This window comes from Ensifer sp. SSB1 (assembly GCF_016652895.1).
Classification (GTDB): domain Bacteria; phylum Pseudomonadota; class Alphaproteobacteria; order Rhizobiales; family Rhizobiaceae; genus Ensifer.
Genome location: NZ_JAEPRP010000093.1, coordinates 1 through 19,752 on the forward strand (window position 1 = coordinate 1; position 19,752 = coordinate 19,752).

The 19,752-nt window shown below is 63.7% G+C and carries 21 protein-coding genes and 1 pseudogene; 15 read left to right on the forward strand and 7 right to left on the reverse strand.

The annotated features are described in order from the left end of the window. The 4 genes and pseudogenes from I8N66_RS21885 to I8N66_RS21900 all read left to right on the forward strand — a co-directional run. Positions 1 to 380 (forward strand): annotated as a pseudogene (locus tag I8N66_RS21885) (ribose ABC transporter permease); the annotation flags it as partial. A gap of 23 nt (positions 381 to 403) precedes the next feature. Next, positions 404 to 1,345, forward strand: a complete 942-nt coding sequence (locus tag I8N66_RS21890) for a sugar kinase (protein WP_291157564.1) — start codon at positions 404 to 406, stop codon at positions 1,343 to 1,345. A 5-nt stretch (positions 1,346 to 1,350) separates the two neighbouring features. Beyond that, positions 1,351 to 2,631, forward strand: a complete 1,281-nt coding sequence (locus I8N66_RS21895; protein WP_291157567.1) for a D-tagatose-bisphosphate aldolase, class II, non-catalytic subunit — start codon at positions 1,351 to 1,353, stop codon at positions 2,629 to 2,631. A gap of 173 nt (positions 2,632 to 2,804) precedes the next feature. Then, positions 2,805 to 3,821, forward strand: coding sequence for a LacI family DNA-binding transcriptional regulator (locus I8N66_RS21900; protein WP_162768793.1), 1,017 nt, complete (start codon positions 2,805 to 2,807; stop codon positions 3,819 to 3,821). Between the two features lie 70 nt (positions 3,822 to 3,891). Here the strand turns inward: I8N66_RS21900 and I8N66_RS21905 are convergent, their stop codons facing one another. Next, positions 3,892 to 4,509 (reverse strand): isochorismatase family protein, encoded by a 618-nt coding sequence (locus I8N66_RS21905; protein WP_291157569.1) that lies wholly within the window; start codon positions 4,507 to 4,509, stop codon positions 3,892 to 3,894. A 105-nt stretch (positions 4,510 to 4,614) separates the two neighbouring features. Here I8N66_RS21905 and I8N66_RS21910 point away from each other — a divergent pair, with 105 nt between their 5' ends. Beyond that, entirely contained in the window at positions 4,615 to 5,604 is a 990-nt protein-coding gene (locus I8N66_RS21910; protein ID WP_291157571.1) for a helix-turn-helix domain-containing protein, read from the forward strand. A gap of 63 nt (positions 5,605 to 5,667) precedes the next feature. Here the strand turns inward: I8N66_RS21910 and I8N66_RS21915 are convergent, their stop codons facing one another. Further along, complete coding sequence (locus I8N66_RS21915; RefSeq protein ID WP_291157573.1) at positions 5,668 to 6,585, reverse strand: LysR substrate-binding domain-containing protein; 918 nt, start codon at positions 6,583 to 6,585, stop codon at positions 5,668 to 5,670. 91 nt (positions 6,586 to 6,676) lie between these two features. Between I8N66_RS21915 and I8N66_RS21920 the strand changes: the two genes are divergently transcribed. The 3 genes from I8N66_RS21920 (at position 6,677) to I8N66_RS21930 (ending at position 8,887) form a co-directional block, all read left to right on the forward strand. Further along, complete coding sequence (locus tag I8N66_RS21920; RefSeq protein ID WP_291157575.1) at positions 6,677 to 7,084, forward strand: glyoxalase; 408 nt, start codon at positions 6,677 to 6,679, stop codon at positions 7,082 to 7,084. Further along, positions 7,071 to 7,742, forward strand: a complete 672-nt coding sequence (locus tag I8N66_RS21925; RefSeq protein ID WP_291157577.1) for an SDR family oxidoreductase — start codon at positions 7,071 to 7,073, stop codon at positions 7,740 to 7,742. Before I8N66_RS21920 ends, I8N66_RS21925 begins: the two co-directional genes overlap by 14 nt. 128 nt (positions 7,743 to 7,870) lie before the next feature. Next, entirely contained in the window at positions 7,871 to 8,887 is a 1,017-nt protein-coding gene (locus I8N66_RS21930; protein ID WP_291157580.1) for a zinc-binding alcohol dehydrogenase family protein, read from the forward strand. A gap of 11 nt (positions 8,888 to 8,898) precedes the next feature. Here I8N66_RS21930 and I8N66_RS21935 read toward each other — a convergent pair whose 3' ends face one another. Next, positions 8,899 to 9,393, reverse strand: coding sequence for a GAF domain-containing protein (locus tag I8N66_RS21935; protein WP_291157583.1), 495 nt, complete (start codon positions 9,391 to 9,393; stop codon positions 8,899 to 8,901). 279 nt (positions 9,394 to 9,672) lie between these two features. On the opposite strand from I8N66_RS21935, the gene I8N66_RS21940 reads away from it, so the two are divergent. Next, positions 9,673 to 10,485, forward strand: coding sequence for an arginase family protein (locus I8N66_RS21940; protein ID WP_291157586.1), 813 nt, complete (start codon positions 9,673 to 9,675; stop codon positions 10,483 to 10,485). 30 nt (positions 10,486 to 10,515) lie between these two features. Here I8N66_RS21940 and I8N66_RS21945 read toward each other — a convergent pair whose 3' ends face one another. After that, entirely contained in the window at positions 10,516 to 11,565 is a 1,050-nt protein-coding gene (locus I8N66_RS21945) for a serine hydrolase (RefSeq protein WP_291157589.1), read from the reverse strand. Positions 11,566 to 11,664: 99 nt separating this feature from the next. Next, positions 11,665 to 12,237, reverse strand: a complete 573-nt coding sequence (locus I8N66_RS21950) for a TetR family transcriptional regulator (protein ID WP_291157592.1) — start codon at positions 12,235 to 12,237, stop codon at positions 11,665 to 11,667. Between the two features lie 90 nt (positions 12,238 to 12,327). Between I8N66_RS21950 and I8N66_RS21955 the strand changes: the two genes are divergently transcribed. From I8N66_RS21955 to I8N66_RS21970, 4 genes are all read left to right on the forward strand, one after another. Continuing rightward, entirely contained in the window at positions 12,328 to 13,236 is a 909-nt protein-coding gene (locus I8N66_RS21955) for an SDR family oxidoreductase (protein ID WP_291157595.1), read from the forward strand. A gap of 129 nt (positions 13,237 to 13,365) precedes the next feature. Further along, positions 13,366 to 13,620 (forward strand): hypothetical protein, encoded by a 255-nt coding sequence (locus I8N66_RS21960; RefSeq protein WP_113538348.1) that lies wholly within the window; start codon positions 13,366 to 13,368, stop codon positions 13,618 to 13,620. A 333-nt stretch (positions 13,621 to 13,953) separates the two neighbouring features. Further along, positions 13,954 to 14,943 carry a murein L,D-transpeptidase family protein gene (locus I8N66_RS21965; RefSeq protein ID WP_291157627.1) on the forward strand — a complete coding sequence of 330 codons (990 nt, stop codon included), beginning with the start codon at positions 13,954 to 13,956 and terminating at the stop codon, positions 14,941 to 14,943. A gap of 83 nt (positions 14,944 to 15,026) precedes the next feature. Beyond that, positions 15,027 to 15,848: a L,D-transpeptidase gene (locus tag I8N66_RS21970; protein ID WP_291157598.1), complete on the forward strand. Its 822-nt coding sequence runs from the start codon at positions 15,027 to 15,029 to the stop codon at positions 15,846 to 15,848. Positions 15,849 to 15,896: 48 nt separating this feature from the next. On the opposite strand, the gene I8N66_RS21975 is transcribed toward I8N66_RS21970, so the two are convergent. Together I8N66_RS21975 and I8N66_RS21980 are read right to left on the reverse strand one after the other, a co-directional pair. Continuing rightward, positions 15,897 to 16,613 (reverse strand): L,D-transpeptidase, encoded by a 717-nt coding sequence (locus I8N66_RS21975; RefSeq protein WP_113538347.1) that lies wholly within the window; start codon positions 16,611 to 16,613, stop codon positions 15,897 to 15,899. Positions 16,614 to 16,797: 184 nt separating this feature from the next. Continuing rightward, entirely contained in the window at positions 16,798 to 17,556 is a 759-nt protein-coding gene (locus I8N66_RS21980) for a L,D-transpeptidase (protein WP_291157602.1), read from the reverse strand. Positions 17,557 to 17,671: 115 nt separating this feature from the next. On the opposite strand from I8N66_RS21980, the gene I8N66_RS21985 reads away from it, so the two are divergent. Beyond that, the gene (locus I8N66_RS21985) at positions 17,672 to 18,334 is read left to right on the forward strand and encodes a response regulator transcription factor (RefSeq protein WP_113538346.1); all 663 of its coding nucleotides are present in this window, start codon (positions 17,672 to 17,674) and stop codon (positions 18,332 to 18,334) included. Continuing rightward, positions 18,334 to 19,704, forward strand: coding sequence for an ATP-binding protein (locus tag I8N66_RS21990; protein ID WP_291157605.1), 1,371 nt, complete (start codon positions 18,334 to 18,336; stop codon positions 19,702 to 19,704). Before I8N66_RS21985 ends, I8N66_RS21990 begins: the two co-directional genes overlap by 1 nt. Positions 19,705 to 19,752: the final 48 nt, after the last annotated feature.

Sequence of the window (19,752 nt, forward strand, 5' to 3'; positions counted from 1 at the left end):
ATCTCACCGGCGGCAACCGCGAGGCTGCCCTCTAGTCCGGCATCAAGGTGGATCGACTGAAGATCACCAACTTCATGATCACCGGCGTCAAGGCGGCAATCAGCGGCGTGCTTTTGTCCTCCCGCCTGTTCTCCGCCCAGACCAATGCCGGCATGAGCTACGAGCTCGACGCGATCGCCGCGGCCGTACTCGGCGGCACCTCGCTTGCCGGCGGCGTCGGCACCATGGTCGGCACGCTGATCGGCGCGCTCATCATCGGCGTCATGAACAACGGCATGAACATGCTGTCGGTCCCCTACTTCTACCAGCTCATCGTCAAGGGCCTGGTGATCCTGATCGCCGTTTGGCTCGACGTGCGCGCCAAGCAGGCAAAGCGCTGATCTTTCCGAAGAGAAACAACCCCATGCACAAGATACTGACGATCGGCGAAATCCTCGTGGAGATCATCGCCACCGAAAAGGGCGATGGCTTTCGCCAGGCGACCCCTTTGATCGGCCCTTACCCCTCGGGCGCGCCGGCGATCTTCATCGACCAGGTGGGCAAGCTTGGCCAGGCAGCGGCCATGATCTCGCGCGTCGGCAACGACGATTTCGGCCACGTCAACCTCGATCGGTTGAAAGCAGACGGCGTCGATATCTCGGGTATATCAGTCGATCCGCTCGGCACCACCGGCAGCGCCTTCGTGCGCTATCGCGCCGACGGCAGCCGTGCCTTCGTCTTCAACATCCGCCACAGCGCCTGCGGTACGATCAGGCTCGATGAGGCAACCCGCGCGCTGGTCGGAACCTGCAGCCACCTGCATGTGATGGGCTCGTCGCTCTACGCCCCGAGCGTCGTCGAGAGCATCATCGCGGCGATCGAGATCATCAAATCGACGGGCGGCACGGTCTCCTTCGACCCGAACCTTCGCCCCGAAATCCTCGACAGCCCCGGCATGCGCGAGGCGCTCCGCACGGTGCTCGCCAAGACCGACGTCTTCCTGCCGAGTGGCGCGGAGCTCTTCCTCTTTACCGAGGCGAAGACCGAGGTCGAGGCGGTTTCGGAACTGCTCGCGACTGGCATCAAGGTCGTCGTCGTCAAGCGCGGTGCCGAGGGCGCCAGCTACTTCGATCGCGAAACGACGCTTTCGCACCCCGGCTTTGCGGTCGAGGAAATCGATCCCACCGGCGCTGGCGACTGCTTCGGCGCGACCTTCGTCACCTTCTGGCTGAACGGGGCGAAGCCGGCTGAAGCGCTGGAATTCGCCAATGCCTCGGGCGCGCGCGCCGTCTTGATTTCCGGCCCGATGGAAGGCGCCTCGACGCGCGCCGATCTCGAAACCTTCATCACCGCGAAAAAGGGCTGACCGCCATGCAACAGAATCTTCTGATCGACATCGCCCGCTGGTCCGAACGCCCCGGCCCGCGCGGTATTCCCTCCGTCTGCTCGGCCCACCCGCTGGTAATCGAAGCCGCCATGCTGCGCGCCCGCAACGAAGATGCCGCTCTGCTGATCGAGGCGACCTGCAACCAGGTGAACCAGGACGGCGGCTATACCGGCATGACGCCCGCTGATTTCACCCGCTTCGTCGCGGAGATCGCCGATCGCGTCGCCTTCCCCAAGGAAAAGATCATCCTCGGTGGCGACCATCTCGGCCCGAACCCGTGGAAGCACCTGCCGGCGGATGAGGCTATGGCCAAGGCCGAGACGATGATCAAGGCCTATGCGAAGGCCGGCTTCACCAAGCTACATCTGGACACCAGCATGGGCTGCGCCAGCGAGCCCGTAGCTCTGCCCGATGCCGTGACGGCGGAGCGCGCAGCGCGCCTCGCAGCGGCCGCAGAATCCGCCATTCGCGGAGAGAATGGCGTCGCCCCCGTATATATCATCGGCACCGAAGTGCCGGTTCCGGGCGGTGCGCTGGAAGAGCTCGACACGCTGGAGGTCACCGCACCCGAGGCTGCGATCGAGACCGTATCTGTACATCGTCAGGCCTTCGAAAAGGCTGGTGCTGCCGACGCCTTCGGGCGCGTCGTCGGCGCGGTGGTCCAGCCGGGTGTCGAGTTCGGCAACGAGAACGTCATCGCCTATGACAGGGCGAAAGCGGCAAAGCTCAGCGCCAGCCTGAAACAACTCGACGGCGTCGTCTTCGAGGCGCATTCGACCGACTACCAGACGCCGGAGGCGCTACGTGCTCTCGTCTCCGACGGGTTTGCCATTCTCAAGGTCGGCCCGGGCCTGACCTTCGCTTTGCGCGAAGCGCTTTACGGCCTCGACCAGATTGCCGCCTTCCTCTTTCCTGACGCCCGCAAGCAGACGCTGGCATCGGTCACCGAGGCAGTGATGCGCGAGGAGCCGGCGAACTGGGGCAAGTATTACCACGGCTCGGCGGAAGCTCAGCGGCTGCAGCGGCATTTCTCCTATAGCGACCGCATTCGCTATTACTGGCCGCACCCGAAGGTCGCGGCGGCCGTCGAAGAACTTCTCGCACTGCTCGACGGCGTCACCATACCGGAAACGCTGATCAGCCAGTATCTCCCCGGCAGTTACGAGCGCGTTCGCGATGGCGAAGTCGCCGCTAAAGCAAAACCGCTGGCTCTTGCTGCAGTCGACAGGGTTCTTGAGGATTATTTCATGGCCTGCCGAGCGTAGGCGGCATGCGGAAAAGTGTATGCGGTTTTCCACCCGCATCCCGCTCTTGAGAGAAGCGGCCATGCATTCGGTGAATATTTGCCGGCCGGTACTGCCTATCCCCTCGAAATGAACCTATAAACGAAATCAAAACAATATGGGGTACGGCGACCGTGGACAGACAGATCAAGACCATGGAGGATTTTTCGGAGTTCGTCGGCCTGTCGCGCCCGACGGTCTCCAAATACTTCAATGATCCGGGCTCGGTCCGCAAGAAAACCCGCGATGCGATCGAGGCGGCGATCAAGCAGTCAGGCTTTCGCCCGAACATCTTCGCCGTCAACCTCAACCGTCGCCGCACCAATATCCTCGGCGTCATCGTGCCGAACTCGACCGACCCGTTCTACATGGCGCTGACGCGCCGGATCGAGCACATCGCCAACCAGGCGGGTTTCCTGGCCTTCGTGCTTTCCTCCGACGGGCGGCCGGAGATGGAGGAACGGGCGATCGAGACCTTCAAGTCGATGAACGTCGCCGGTGCCATCATTGCCCCGCTCGGCGTGCAATCGCACCACAGGACGCTGACGACGCTCGGCGACAGTATTCCGCTGATCTATGTCGACTCGCCGCTCGACGACAGTTCCTCCTTCGTCGGCACCGACAACCGCCAGAGCTTCCGGCTGATGGTCGACTACCTCTGCCGCTCCGGCAGCCCGCCCTGCTACTTCGGCATGCCGCCGGTCAACAACAACGCCATCGCCCGGCGCGACGCCTATCTGGAAGCGATGCAGCAATTGAAGATGGAGCCGGCGCTGGTCGAGACTACGCCGAATGCCGCTTGGGATTTCGAAAAATTCGGCTTCGACGAGACTCTGCGCATCCTCGGCGCCGGCGGTTTTCCAACGCAGACGGTGCTTTGCGCCAACGACCGCGTCGCCTTCGGCGTCATCGCCGCCGCCTTCCAGTCAGGCCTCAAGGTCGGGCGTGATGCCGACGCCGATATCAGGGTTGCCGGCCATGACGACCATCCGCTGTCGCGCTATACCTGCCCGCCGCTGACGACTGTGGCGCAGAACTACAACGAGATCGGCCGGCTGGCGATCGAACTCTTGCTGTTCAAGCTCGGGGAGACCGCCGACGATGGCGGCGCCTTCCCCGAGGACGAGCGCATTCTCTTGAGTGCCGAGATCATGCTGCGCGGCTCGGCCTAACAGACTTCGACCGGCAGTTCTGCCGGATCACGACCTTTCGGAAAAGTCCGCCCAGACAGGCGCCCGACAATCAGGACCGGCGCGCCAGCGCGAGAACCTCGTCGGTCGTCAGGATGTCGCCGAAGGTGTCGTCGATCGTCGCCAGCGACGAACGATGCAGCACCGCATGCGGAACGACGCCGCCATCACCCGTGTCGAGGTCGCGCGTGGCGCAGGCGTCCGAAGCGACGATGACGTTGAAGCCGAGCGGCACGGCATCGCGCGCCGCACCGGCAACACAGGCATGGGTCATCAGCCCTGACATGACGAGCGTATCGACGCCTTCCTGCTTCAGCTGCGCAGCGAGATCCGTACTGGCAAAGACACTGACCGACGATTTGCGCACCACCGAGTGATCGGCGGCCGGCTGAATGTCCCGGTGAAACGCAGCGGTCTCGCTATCCTCGGCGAAGACAGGGCTTCCGGCCGGCGTGACATGCTGGATATGATAGACCTTCATGCCCTCGACATCGGCGCGCGCAATCAGCCGCTTGGCATTGGCGAGCGCCTTCTCCCCGTCCGGGATCAGCATGCGTCCGGCAAAATATTCGTTCTGGAAATCGATCACCAAAAGCGCCGTCGTCTTGGGATCGAGGCTTTCGGGTACAGGGGCGCCGGCGATCGTCCGGATGGTCGGGTGTTGTGTCATGGGAGGTTCCTTTCGCGTTCGATATCCGCGAAAATCACCAATCCGACGCCGTCACGAAAGTGGCCTGAATGACAATATATGATAGGTTCCGGCCAAATTGAGTGAATGAGTATCGGCCAGGACATGCACACCATCGCCATCGTCGCCTTTGAGGGTATCAGCCCGTTTCACCTCTCGGTGCCCTGCATCGTCTTCGGCGACGACCTCCTGAAGCTCGGCGCGCCGCGTTACCGCCTACTGATTGCCGGAGAGAAGACCGGCTCCATCCGCACCATGTCCGGCTTCAGCATCGAGGTGGAGCGCGATCTCGCGAGCCTTGCGGAGGCGGATACGATCATCGTGCCGGCCTGGAACGATCCGGGCACCCGTCCGTCGGAAAGGCTGCTTGAGGCCCTGCGCGCCGCCCACGGCCGTGGCGCCCGGCTCGTCGGCCTCTGTCTCGGCACCTTCGTGCTCGCCGAAGCCGGCCTGCTCGACGGGCGGGCAGCCTCGACGCACTGGGCCTGGGCCGATGAATTCGAGCGTGCCTACCCTCAGGTCGCGCTGAACCGGAACGCGCTCTATCTCGACGAGGGCAACATCCTGACGTCAGCTGGAACGGCGGCGGCGATCGACTGCTGCCTGCACATCGTGCGCAACGACCACGGCGCCGAGATCGCCAACCGCATCGCCCGCCGGCTGGTCGTAGCGCCCCATCGCCACGGCGATCAGGCGCAATATATCGAAGCGCCGCTCCCCGCCCCCGGCAGCGGCGACCCGCTCGGAGCAACAATCGCCTGGGCAATCGAACATCTCGACGAGCCGCTGTCGCTCGATCGGCTCGCCGATCACGCTGGCATGAGCCTGCGCAGCTTCACCCGTCATTTCCGCAAGAAGACCGGAACGACCTTTACCCAATGGCTGCTGGCGCAGCGCCTCGCTGTGGCGCAGCGCCTGCTCGAAACCGGCACCTGTTCCGTCGATCACATCGCCGACATGGCCGGCTTCGGCTCCACCGTCTCGCTCCGCCAGCATTTCACACGGGCGTTCTCGATTTCGCCGGCAAGTTATCGTCGGCAGTTCCGCAACCGATCGGCGTCGGAAACTGTACGCTGAGGGGGCTGCAAGCTTCCGGGTCTGCAGCAAGCCATGGGTCGGGGATGGAGGGCGGTGCCGCCCTCAGCTTCGCTTCGTCCCTGTCAGGACGCTTTCAATTGAGCTCAGATCCGACGCGATGCGCTCGATCAACAGCCGCACCCGACGTGGCTGCACGCTCAGCGGCGGATAGACGATCTGCAGCCCGGTCTCGCCGACCGTAAAGTCCTTGAGCAGTTCGACCAGCGCACCGGAGGCAAGGTCTTCGGCGATGTCCCATACCGATTTCAAGGCGATGCCGTGGCCGGCGCGGCACCACTCCGCCACCAGCCCGCCATCATTGGCGACGCGCCGGCCGCGCACCATGACCTTGTGTGGCTTGCCGTCGACCTGAAAGGCCCATTCGCGGTCGAGATTGGCGCCGAAGCGCATGATGATGCAGTCGTGACGGGAGAGATCGTCGGGGTGCTCCGGTCTCCCCATGGCTTCGAGATAGGCCGGCGCCGCGCACACCACGCGCCGGTTCTCCCCGAGCGGACGCGACCGCAGCGTGCTGTCGGCAAGCACGCCGTGGCGGATCGCAAAATCCATGCCCTGGCCGACCAGGTCAAGGTAACCGTCGGTGAGGTTGAGATCGACCGTCACGTCGGGGTGCTCGGCGAGAAAGCGGTCGAGGATCGGCACGATATAGCGCCGCCCCATATCCTCCGGCGCGCTCAGCCGGATCGGGCCGGAGATCGTGCGCGTGCCCGAACGGATGCCGCTCTCCAGTTCGTCCGCCTCCGCCAGCAGCCGGCGGGCACCATCCGCCAGCAGGCGCCCCTCCTCCGTCAGGCTGATCGCCCGCGTCGTCCGTTTCAGAAGTGCCGCGCCGTAATGGGCCTCCAGCGCCGCCAGCCGCTCGGACACGGAGGCGGGCGACAATCCCTTTTCGCGCCCTGCGGCGGAAAGCCCGCCCTTTTCGACGATCAGCAGGAACAGGGCCAGATTGTCGAGCAGCATCTTTCGTTTTCTCCGAAATATAATTTCGGATTTAAGTCAATTATCCGGACATGCCGCAAGAGCTAAGTTTCCTCTCGAAAGGAGACGCGCCATGCAACTCGACCATGTCACCATCCGCACTGCCGATATCCACGCAACGCGTGCGTTCTTCGAGACGGTCTTTGATCTGACCGTCGGTGAACGTCCCTCGGCGATCCGACGCATCCCCGGTTGCTGGCTCTACGCCGATGGCCAGCCGATCGTGCACATTATCGGCAGCCGCGGCGCGGGCTTCGACCTTGCTGCCGAGGCGATCGATCATGTCGGTTTCCGGCTCCAAGGCTACGCGGCGTTTCGCACCAGGCTCGACGGGTTCGCCATTCCCTATTCGACGATGGACCTTCCCGATATCGGCGAGCGTCGACTGTTCCTGCGTGCGCCCGGTGGGCCCTTGCTCGAAGCCGTCTTTTCCGAAGCCGTTCCCGCATTGCCCCTGGAGAATGATCATGACCTTCACTGACAATACCGTCTCCGTCGTCATCGGCGGCACCAGCGGCATCGGCGCTGCCGTCGCCAAGGCCCTTGCCGAACGGCCGGGCCGGGTGGAGAGCGCCAGCCGCGCCACTGGCCTCGACATCGCCGATGCCGCGGCGGTCACTGCCTATTTCCAGCGGTTGGGGCCGATCGATCATCTGATCGTGACGGCCGGCTCGTCGGCTCCCGGCGGCAAGATCACCGACATCGACCTCGAAGCAGCCAAGGCAGCCTTCGACGTCAAGTTCTGGGGCTCGATCCTGCTTGCCCGCGAGTCGGCCAAAACCATCCGACCCGGCGGCACGATCACCTTCACCTCGGGCTTTCTCGCCCGCCGAACCGTCCCGGGAACCTTCGTCAAGACGGCGATGAACGCCGCGCTCGAAGCATCGGCAAAGATGCTCGCCAGAGAGTTGGCACCGCTGCGCGTCAACGTCGTCAGCCCCGGTCTGACCAATACGGAAGCCTATGCAGGCATGACCGGCGACGCGCGTGGGGCGATGCTCGATCGCGCCGCCGCAACGCTGCCGGCCGGCCGCTACGCCGAGCCGCAGGACATCGCCCTCGGCTACCTTTTCGCCATCGACAATCCCTCCGTCACCGGTTCCGTCATCGATATCGAAGGCGGCGCGCTCATCAACTGACTTAGGACGCCCGAAGCCTTCCCTCGCAAGACGGACGCCGCCTATTCTGGGCCCGCCATCGTCGCCAACCGCTACGGGCCGAGAGCGTTACGTAACAGCAGACCGTTTACCCGCCACAGGAGCAAACCATGAAAGCCGTCGCCCTCACCCGCTATCTCCCGGTTTCCGACCCGCAGTGCTTCCTCGATGTCGAGCTGCCGAAGCCGGAGCCCAAGGGGCACGACATTCTGGTTGCGGTCCACGCCGCCGCCGTCAATCCGGTGGACGTGAAGATGCGCGCGCCCAAGGACAAGATCGAGGAACCGCCGCGCGTGCTTGGCTGGGATGCGAGCGGAATCGTCGAAGCGGTCGGCCCGGATGTGACGCTGTTTCAGCCCGGCGACCGCGTCTACTACGCCGGCGACCTGACGCGATCGGGCTCCAACCAGCAATACCAGCTTGTCGACGAGCGCATCGTCGGGCGCAAGCCGAAGTCGCTGAGCTTTGCGGAAGCCGCAGCACTGCCGCTGACGACCATCACGGCCTACGAAGCCTTCTTCGATCGGCTCCGCATCGACCGGGACGGTACCGATCGCGGCCAATCGATCCTGATCGTCGGCGGCGCTGGCGGCGTCGGCTCGATCGGCATTCAGCTGGCCAAGCGCGCCGGACTTACCGTGATCGCCACCGCCTCGCGGCCGGAAACCATCGCCTGGGTCAAGGAGCTCGGCGCCGACCACGTCGTCAGCCATCGCGAGCAGCTGGTCGCGCAGGTTCGGGCGCTCGGCTTCACCCATGTCGACCATATCGCGATCTTCAACGACATGCGCCATTGGGACGCTGCGGTCGAGCTCATCCGGCCGCAAGGCGGCATCGTCTCGATCGACAACACCGACGTGCCGATGCCAATGGCCGGCATGAAGACCAAGGCGGCAAGTCTGCATTGGGAGTTCATGTTTGCCCGCCCGATGCATCAGACACCGGATATGATCGAGCAGCACCGGCTCCTGTCCTTCGTCGCCGACGAGATCGACGCCGGGCGGCTGAAGACGACGCTTGCCGAGGTGTTGACGCCGATCAACGCCGCGAACCTGCGCGAGGCGCATCGGCGCATCGAAACGGGTGCTGCCAAGGGTAAGATCGTCATCGAAGGTTTCGGGGACTGACGGCCCCAGGTTTAACTGAAATCGCTGGCCGCGACATAGATTGCGGCGAGCGCCTCGAAACCGGCCTGGTCCTCGGCATCAAAACGGCCGGGGGTCGGGCTGTCGAGATCCAGCACTCCGAAAACCTTTCCGTCCTTGATCAGCGGCACGACCAGTTCCGAGCGGGACGCCGCATCGCAGGCGATGTGCCCCGGAAACGCATGAACGTCTGGAACCAGCATCGTCTGCCGTTGCGCCGCGGCAGCGCCGCATACTCCTTTGCCAACCGGTATGCGCACACAGGCAACTTTGCCTTGAAACGGCCCAAGTACCAGTTCGTCGTTCGGCCGCAGGAAGTAGAAGCCGGCCCAGTTCAGGTCCGGCACGAGATCAAAGACAAGGGCTGAGAGATTGGCCGCGTTGGCGATGAAGTCGCGCTCGCCGTGCAAGAGCCCGCCGAGCTGGCTCGCCAGTTCGCTGTAGAATTCGGACTTGTCGCCCGTTTCGATTGTCGTTGCGGCAAACATTTCTCACCTTCCAGATCTCGGCACCATGCAGGCGCGCCCGCGAGGCAATCCGCCATGGGCACAAGCGAACGCCATGTACACGCAGCAATACCACGAACGTTCGCCCTGATGAAATTGCGATCACTCCGCAGAATCGATATATCCTTTTAGATATATCGATTCTGCGGACCGTCTTTTCAAGACAATCCCACCCTTCGAAAACACCCGAAAGGGCACGCTTAGCCGGTTGATGACGGCGAGCCTGCGTGAAACGACGTCGCAAATGCAAGGAGTACGACCGTGTCCTACGAACTCATCGTTTCCCAGGGGCGGATCGCCGACAGAACGACGGGCGCGATACCAGGGGCCGCGCTCACGGCGGAAGCGCTGAGCAAGCGCCTCGGACTGAAACCGACCGCCGTCGGCAGGCCGTCGCCGGCGAGGCAAGACGATTGGTCGGCGAGCCTGCCTGAGGCGAGGGAGACATTGGCCGGCCTACAACAAGCGCTGGAAGAAACAATGCGGCGCGGCAACAGGCCGCTTGTCGTCGCCAATACCTGTTCCGCAGGTCTGGCGACGTTGCCGGTCGTTGCCCGGGAACATGCCGATGCGATCTTGCTCTGGATCGACGCGCATGGCGACTTCAACACGCCGCAAACCACCGAAAGCGGTTATCTCGGCGGCATGGTGCTCGCCGCCGCATGCGGTCTTTGGGACAGCGGACACGGCAGCGGACTGAACCCCGCTCAGGTCGTCATCATCGGCGCGCGCGACACCGATCCCGCGGAGGCGGATCTGCTGCAACGGGCCGGCGTCCACACCATTCCGCCTGCCCAAGCGACGCCGGAAGCCATTCTGCCGCTGATCGGCGATGCGCCGGTCTGGATCCACGTGGACTGGGACGTGCTCGAGCCGAACCATGTACCGGCCGCCTATGCCATCGGCGACGGCCTGCTCCCGCAGAGCTTGCGCGCCATTTTCGAAGGCATCCCGAAACAGCAGATCGCCGGTATCAAGCTTGCCGAATTCGAGGCATCGCCGGACGATTTGAAGAATGCATCCGCGATCGAATGCCTGCTCGATATCGTGGAGCCGCTGTTGGTTGTTCGCTGATCGGCAGTGACAGGCACGAGCGGCGCGCCCTCAACCATCCGTCTCCGGATCGGCCTTCACCCTTGTGATGATCTCGCCGAGCACCAGATGCAGCGCGTCGCGGTAGCCATTTCGGGCTGACGGTCCGCTCTCGGCTGAGGTCATCACCACAGTCAGATCAAGGCTCGGCACGATGTAGAGCATCTGACCGCCATAACCCCAGGCGAAGTGCACCTCTTCGCCAGCGATCTGGCGCTCGAACCAGCCATAGCCATACTCGTCGCCGGAGAAGCGCGAATTGGTGCGGTGTTGCCAGGACGCTGCGATCCATTCGGCCGACAGCAACTGCTGGCCTGAAACGGTACGACCGCCATTGCGGTAAAGCTCGCCGAAGGCAAGCAGGGAGCGGGGGCTCATCGCCATCTGGTTACCGCCGAGATAGATGCCTTGCGGGTCACGATCCCAGGCCCCGATGCGGAAACCGTCGAGCGGCGCCAGCCAATCGCGCGCCAGGGCGAGGGTCGACTTGCCGCTGATCTTCGTCAGGATCGCAGAAAGCAGATGGGTCGAGGCGGTGGAATAGAGCATCTGTCCGCCCGGAGCATCATCGAAGGGCTGGGCAAGTGCTGTGCGCACCCAGTTTCGGCTGGCGACCCATCGCCCGTAGTTCGGCCCCGACAGCCGGCCGAGCCCGGCCTGCATCGACAGGAGATTGCCGATGGTGATGTCATTGATGCGCGGGTCTGGCGAAGCCGGCAGGTCGGCCTTGAGGATCTGCGCGATCTTCTGGTCCGGCCCTTCGAGCAACCCCTTGTCGATGGCAATGCCGACCAGCGCCGAGATGATCGATTTCGATGCGGACTTGATGTTGGTCGAGTCCGTCACGCGGTTGCCGCGATAGCCGCGCTCGGTGAGGATCTTGCCGTCGCGGGCAACGATCACGGTCTTCAACGGCTCGAGTTCCGGCCGCTTAGCCAGTTCTTCCAGCAAGGCCGAAACCGGCGCCGGCGCCTGGGCAGCGGCCGGCAAGACGAAAAGCGTCGAGAGGACGAGTGCGGGTGCGGCGAGCCGCAGGAAAGGAGCAGCGACAAATCTGGTCATGGGTCAGCATCTAAGACGGCCTGGCGCCGCCGTCATCCATTGCACGGCCATCTCACGGCGATTTGACAGGTGGGTGACCGCGGTGCGCCGGCGCTGACTTCAGTCCGCCGGGCGCCTTGCGAAGGCTTCAACGAAGCGCGCAAGGCTTTGCTCGACGAAATCAGTGATCGGCACCCGCGGATCGAAACTCCACCACAGCAGCGATCCCTGCCATTGCGACGCCATCAAAAGCCCCAGCCCGGGGGCTGCTGCAGGAAGACCGGCGAGGCATTCGTCGAGTACGGCCGAGAGCACATCTCGCCACCTGGCGCCACGGACCCGCAACACGGGATCGCGCAGATCTTCCCGGAGTATCCGGAGGTCGTCGGCATAGCTGTCGATGCCGCCATAGTCGCCCGAGAGGCCAACGAGCAGCGCGACGGCACCCTCGGGCGTTCGCGGCACCGCTGCCATCAGTTCCGCCGTCTGGCGGTCGAGGCCGTCCCATGCCTGGATGAGTGCCCGCTGGATCAATTGCGTCTTGTTTTCGAAGCGCTGCACCAGGGCGGCACCGGAAAGGCCGGTGGCAGCGGCGAGTGCCGCAAAGGTCAATCCATCAGGACCATGCGATCGCATCAGCGCGAACGCTGCCGACAGCACCTCTTCGTCTGGCATCGTTTTAGGGCGTGGCATCTTGACTCTCATTTATAACCGAACAATCATTTATATATCATCACATCGACGGAACGGCCAGACAGCAATTGGCCTTGAAGGAGAAAAATCATGACGCTCGAAGGAAAAGTCGCACTGGTTGCCGGCGCGACGCGCGGCGGTGGGCGCGGCATCGCGACCGAACTTGGCGCCGCCGGCGCCACCGTCTACGTGACCGGTCGTACGACGCGGCAACAGCAGTCCGACTACAGGCGTCCCGAAACGATCGAGGAAACCGCCGAGATCGTCACCAGCCTCGGCGGCAAGGGCGTTGCCGTTCAGGTCGATCACCTGCAGCCGGCGCAGGTCAAGGCGCTTGTCGACCGCATCCGCAACGAACAGGGACGGCTCGACATCCTGGTCAACGACGTCTGGGGCGGCGAATTGCTGTTCGAATGGAACAAGCCCGTCTGGGAACACAATCTCGAAAATGGCTTGAAGTTGCTGCACCTTGGCGTCGACACCCACCTGATTACCGCCCACTACGCCCTGCCGCTGATGATCGAAAGGCCGGGCGGCCTGCTGGTCGAGGTCACCGACGGCACTGCCGAATACAATGCAGAGAACTATCGCTTGTCGCCCTTCTACGACCTTGCCAAGGTTTCAGCGAACCGCATGGCCTGGGCGCACGCCAAGGACCTGGCGCCGCATGGTGCGACCTCGGTTTCGATCACACCTGGCTGGATGCGCTCGGAGATGATGCTCGAACATTTCGAGGTCGGCGAAAACAACTGGCAGGACGCGACGAAAAACCAACCGCATTTCGTCATCTCGGAAACACCGCGCTTCGTCGGCCGCGCCATCGCAGCACTCGCGGCGGATGCGGAAAAGGCCCGCTGGAACGGCCAGTCGCTGTCGAGCGGTGGACTGGCTCAGGTCTACGGCTTCACCGATCTCGACGGCTCTCGGCCCGATTGCTGGCGCTACATGCGCGAGGTGATGGAGGCAAACAAGCCGGCCGACGCAACCGGTTATCGCTAGGGCGCACAGCCGGCAAGCCGTCACCGGCAAACTTGAAACGCCGAGCCGCCTCCTATAGTTCGGTGTTTCGGGCAAACCCAGCGCCGTCGCCTCCTCCGGACACGGCAGCGCTATCGAGTGTGATTGAACATGGCATCGCGGGATCGGTATTCGAGAAAGCTGGAATGCGCCAAGTGCGGAGCCGCCGGCTTTGCCGAAGCGTCGGAAAACGACAGCGCCAAGGGCGGCAACCGCGGCTTCATCATCGACGTGATGCCCAAGGGTTTCTCGACCGAGCGCACCTCGCCCGATCCTGCCAAGCACATGGTCCGCTGCCGCTGCGGCAACGTCTTTGCCTTCAAGCAGAAGACCGTCTACGCACCCGGCAGCGAACCACGGGATTGAAGCGTCCGCGCGATCTGGGCGCCTTCGTTGAGAAAAAATTCACCATCTTGTCTCAACATCGACCCAATCAGCGGGCAGATATGGCGTCGCGCGTTCAAGTATTGTTGATCGCCAGCGCCCAGGACAAAGGCTTGCCGCCAGGGCTGCCACCGCTTAATCGCTGAACTTGAAGCCGATCCGCCCTGCGTCGAACGCGAGCCGTCGGCAACCGCGCCGAGCACAAGACTCTTGGCGGCGGCAGCATAGCCAGGAGCCCGCATGCGGCGCGAGACGATACAGAGCACCTCTTCCGAAACGCCCTATGCTGGCAAGTTCTTTACGCAAGTGCGTTGGATGCGGCATGCGTTGGTGATCGGCGCGATGGCGATTGCGCTTTCCGGCTGCATGGCGCTCGATGCCGACGACGTGCGCGAACCGCCGCCGATCCCGGCCAAGCTGATCGCTGCCATGGCGAAGAACGGCAGCAAGCCGGAAAGCCCGGTGCTGGTGCGCATCTTCAAGCAGGAAAGCGAACTCGAGATCTGGAAACAGAACAGCCGAGGCCAATACGCACTGCTGAAGAGCTACCCGATGTGTCGCTGGTCCGGAAAGCTCGGCCCGAAGACGAAGGTGGGTGACCGCCAGGCGCCGGAAGGCTTCTACCATATCTCCGCCGGCATGCTGAACCCGAAGTCGCAGTACTTCCTGTCCTTCAATCTCGGCTATCCGAACGGGTTGGAATCGGCCCTCGGCTACACCGGTGAAGCGCTGATGGTGCACGGCGCCTGCTCGTCGTCCGGCTGCTACGCCCTGACCGACCAGGGCGTCGGCGAAATCTATTCCGTCGTCCAGCGGGCGCTTGCCGGTGGCCAGGGTACCTTCCAAGTGCAGGCCTATCCCTTCCGCATGACGGCCGAAAACATGGCCAAGCACCGCGGCGACCCGAACTTCGACTTCTGGAAGAACATCAAGCAGGGCTACGACATCTTCGAGGCGACGAAGCGTCAGCCGAAGGTTTCGGCCTGCGGTCGCCGCTATGTCTTCAACACCGAGTTCGCCGATGGCGAGCCGTCCGATCCGCTCGCCGCCTGCCCGGCGGCGACGGCAACACCCGACGCCGGGCTTGTTGCGAAGCTGCAGTCGGAAGACACAAAACTCGCCGATCTGATGGCAAACCAGACGCCGGTGCCGCTCAACGCCTATGTCGACGGCGGCATGCATCCGAGCTTCCGGGCGCTTCTTGAGAAAAACGGCGCAGAAAAGCTGGCCGCCAAGATCTCGGGAACTAAGTATCCTATTAGCCGACCCGAAGCGGCGCTGGCGGATCCCTACGCCGGCCTCTGATCGTTCGTCGGCTGGCGACGCAAAATTGACCTAATAGGTCGGTTGCATCGCCAGGAGCGAACAAGAGGACGATCGAGGGTTCCATGCCTGAAAGAGAGATCCGCCGCCGCACCTTCCTGCAACTCTCCGCGGGGCTCGCGGCCGTCGGTCTACCCGGCTGCGCCTCGACACGCCCAACGGTGACGCGCTCCTATGCGCCCGAACCGGTCCCCGAGGCGAACACGTTCCTTGCCGAGATGTATGGCGAGAAGCCGAACGAAACCTATCCGCTGCCGGCCATCCCCTACGAAAAGATCGATCCGCGCTTCTATCGCCAGATGGTCGCCGACCCGACCGGCGAAAAGCCGGGAACGCTGGTTGTCGATGTCGGCAGCCATTTTCTCTACCGGGTTTATGAAGGCGGCCAGGCGATGCGATACGGCGTCGGTCTCGGGCGCGCCGGTTTCGCCTGGGCAGGCCGCGGCGTCATCCAGTACAAGCGCGAGTGGCCGCGCTGGAAGCCGCCGAACGAGATGGTGGCGCGCCAGCCCGAGCTGCAGCAATTCAGCATCGAGGCGGGCGGCATGGATCCGGGCCTCAAGAACCCGCTCGGCGCCCGCGCCATGTATATCTTCCAGAACGGCGAGGACACGCTCTATCGCATCCACGGCTCGCCGGAATGGTGGACGATCGGCAAGTCCGTATCATCCGGTTGCGTGCGCATGATCAACCAGGATGTCGTCGATCTCTACAACCGCGTGCCGAACGGCACGCCGATCGTCGTCGCCGACCTTTCGGGCGGCGGCATGGTGGAGTCGCAGCCGGTGCCGGGAGCACAGCCACTTCCGGACTCGCAGCCGTTGCCGCAGTCACCAAACTATATGCAAATGGGCCCGGACGGACTGCCGTTACCTCAGCCGCTCTGAAGCAATCCGTCCCGGCAACGCTAGAAGATCACGCCGAAGCGCGGCACGTCACAGAACGAGCAGCGGCGTCTTGCCCCGAACGCGATCATAGAGATCGATCGCGTCCTGCTGCAGCATGCGCACGCAGCCAGCCGATGCGTTCTTGCCGATCGAGCGCCACTGCGGCGAGCCGTGGATGCGGTAGAGCGTGTCCTGACCGTCCTGGAAGATGTACATGGCGCGCGCGCCGAGCGGATTGTCGAGACCCGGATCCATGCCGCCGGCATCGATGCCGTATTTCTTGAGGTGCGGCTGGCGCGCGACCATGTCGTCCGGCACCGTCCAGCGTGGCCATTTGCGCTTCCAATGCACCACGGCGCGTCCCTTCCAGGCGCGACCCGCCGCACCGAGACCCACGCCGTAGCGGATCGCGCGGCCGCCCGGCAGCACGTAGTAGAGGAACATCGTCTGGGTATCGACGACGATCGAATAGGGCGGCTCGTTGGTGGCATAGGCCACTTCCTGGCGCAGGAACTGCGGCTTGATCTCCGTGTACTGGATGCCCGGAACGTCGTAGCCTTCATCCTTCACCGGCGCGTAGACCTTTGCATAATCGAAGGTCTTCGTCGGCACGCCCGCTGCATCGGCCGCCTTTTCCGGAGAGCCGCCGTCGCCCGTGATCGGCTCGATCAGCTTCGGCTTCGGTTCTGGTTTGGGGATCTGCGTACAAGCGCTCAAAACAGAGCTGGCGATCACCGCGAGCAGCGAGCGGCGGGACAAATTCATCGACACTTTATTCTATTCCAGGGTTGGAGATTTCGGTTGGGAGGTCCGAGGGGAGGCCCAAGGCTGTTGGGCCGAACCGTGACCGAAATGTGGTGAAAATCTTTCTTTGGCGTGGATCGCTTGCGCGAGGCGGTACTCGTTTTCGAAGTGTTGCAGAATTCCCGCGCTCGCCGCCTGCGCTCGCCTAACCGATCGCCATGTCGCCCTTGGTCGGATCCGGAATGACGACGATGGTGCTGCCGTCGCGGACCTGATCATGGAGGTAGACGACATCCTGGTTGAGCAGGCGAATGCAGCCGGACGAGACCGCCTTGCCGATCGAAAATGCCTCTGGACTGCCGTGAATGCGGTAGAGCGTGTCCTTGCCGTCCTTGTGAATGTACAGCGCTCGCGCCCCGAGCGGGTTCTTGAGGCCCGGCGGCATGCCGCCATTGGCGATGCTGTAGGGAGCGAGCTTCGGCTGGCGCGCAACCATCTCGTCCGGCGGTGTCCAGCGCGGCCATTTGCGCTTGTAGGCAACGATCGCCCGGCCGGACCAGGCAAAACCCTCTCGGCCGACGCCGATGCCGTAGCGCATCGCCCGCCCACCGGGCAGCACGTGATAGAGGTATTTCGCCGGCGTATCGACGATCAGCGTGCCGGGCCGTTCGCCGCTCGGGTAATCTACTTCCTGCCGCCAGAACTTCGGATCGACCTCTGCGATCTTGACCTCGGGGATAGGAAACTGCTCATCCGGCATCGCATAATACATCGGCGGCACGGGCGACCCGGCCACGGCGCGGACGGGTGATACCGCTGCCGGCATCATCGTCGGCGCCGGACGCGCGGTCGCGCAGCCGGTGACGAACAGCGAAGTCGCACCGACGAAAAGGCTGCGGCGGGTGAGCGTGATGCCGGTCTTGTGATCGGCCGTGGGTGAAGAGGGCTCGTTTGGTTCGGTCATATCGGGCATTCAACGATTCGATTGTTGCAATGCCGCTTCAGAGGGAAGTCCTACCTTAAGGCTGCCTTAAGGGAGTGGGCCAAGAGTTCCGCTCTCGGAAATGTGAGGAATAACAATGCGAGTCCTGATCGTCGAAGACGACGATATCCTCAGAGACGGCCTGAAGGTCGGCCTGGCGCTGGCGGGCTTCACCACCGATGCCGTCGGCACCTGCGACGCGGCGACGACGGCGCTCGCCGCCAACTGCTTCGATGCGATCGTGCTCGACCTCATGCTGCCCGATGGTTCGGGCTTGGATGTCCTGAAGGACTTGCGCTCGAGTCAGAACGACACCCCCGTTCTCCTGCTCACAGCCCGCGATACGGTTCGCGATCGCGTGGCCGGCCTCGATACCGGCGCAGATGACTATCTCGGCAAACCCTTCGACCTCGACGAGGTCGCCGCAAGGCTGAGGGCGCTGGCGCGGCGGTCCACTGGCCGCGCGACCGCTGCGCTGGAGTGGGCTGGCTTGCGGCTCGATCCCGCCCGACAATCGGTGGAACAGGCCGGCAAGCCGGTGCAGCTTTCACGTCGCGAATATTCGATCCTGCACACGCTGATGTCGTACCCCGGCGTCATCTTCTCGAAGACCAAGCTCGAAGACAGGCTTTATGGCTGGCAAGAGGAGATCGAAAGCAACGCCGTCGAAGTTCACATCCACCACCTGCGCAACAAGCTCGGGCCGGGGCTGATCGAAACCGTGAGGGGCATCGGCTACCGGCTGGGTGGGGCCGGCTGATGCGGTCGCTGCGTACCCGCCTCTTCGCCATCCTCTTGCTCACGACAGGGTTGCTGTGGCTCTCGGCCACGATCTGGATCTTCCTCAGCACGCGCGCCGAGGTCGAGCGCGTGCTCGATGCACGGTTGATGGAAGCCGCGCGGATGGTGAATTCACTGATCGTCAGCCCCGACATCATGAAGGAAGAAGGCGACACTGATGCCAACCGTCTAGCGCAGAGCGCCATCAAGATTCCCCTGCTCGAGCACCCTCATTACGACCGCCAACTCTCCTGTCAGATCTGGTCGCTCGACGGCACCCTGATCGGCAAGTCGGACAGCGCGCCGGAAACCACGTTGGCACCGCACGCGACGGGTTTTTCGGAAACCGTCATCAATGGCGAAACCTGGCGCGTCTTCGCGGTGGAGAATGCCAGCCTCGGCGTGCGCGTCCTTGTCGGCGACAACCTGCGCATCCGCGACCGGCTGGTCAACGATCTCGTCAAGGGGCTGCTGCTGCCCGCCCTGCTGATCATTCCCCTACTCGCGGTGCTGATCTGGCTCAGCGTCGGGCGCGGGCTGGCACCGCTGCGGAAACTCGCGGGCGATCTCGCCGCGCGGGAGGCCTCCGATCTGCACGCAATCGAAGATGTGGGCACGACGCGCGAGATCAGCCCGGTTCTGAAGTCGCTGAACGGCCTCTTCGCCCGCGTTGCCGGTGCCCGCGAGCGCGAACAGAACTTCATCGCCTTTGCCGCGCACGAACTGCGCACGCCGCTTGCCGGCCTCAAGACGCAAGCACAGGTGGCGCTCGCCAGCGACGACGGCGAGATCCGCGAAAAGGCCCTCGGCCAGATCGTCGCCGGGGTCGACCGAACCGGAAAACTCGTGCGGCAATTGCTGGACATCGCCTCCGTCGAAGCCACCGAAAGCACCAAACCGGCAGGAACCTTCAATGTCGGCGATATATTGTCGGGTCTGCGGACCGAACTCGGTGGCCATCACCGGGTCAACGTCGCCATCGACGCACCGCTTTTCGATATAAAGATCGGCATGGATCCGGACCTCTTCCGATTGGCGGCACGCAACCTTCTGGAAAACGCCATCAACCATTCGCCATCAGGCGCAGCGGTATCCTGCACCGGCGAGAAGGAGGCCGGCCGCCTCGTCATCGCGATCAACGACACGGGCCCCGGCATTCCCGACGAGGAAATGCCGCACGTGACCGAGCGCTTCTTCCGCGGCCGCTTCAAGACATCGGTCGGCAGCGGCCTTGGTCTCAGCATCGTCGAGCGGGCGCTGGACCGAACCGGCGCCGAACTCGAACTGCGCAACCGCGAGAGCGGTGGTCTGTCGGCGCGCATCGTATTGCCGCAGGGCCTTGTGCAATGAACCCGCTCGGAACCTGTGGCGGCACTTGTCCGAACACCTGCAACGGTT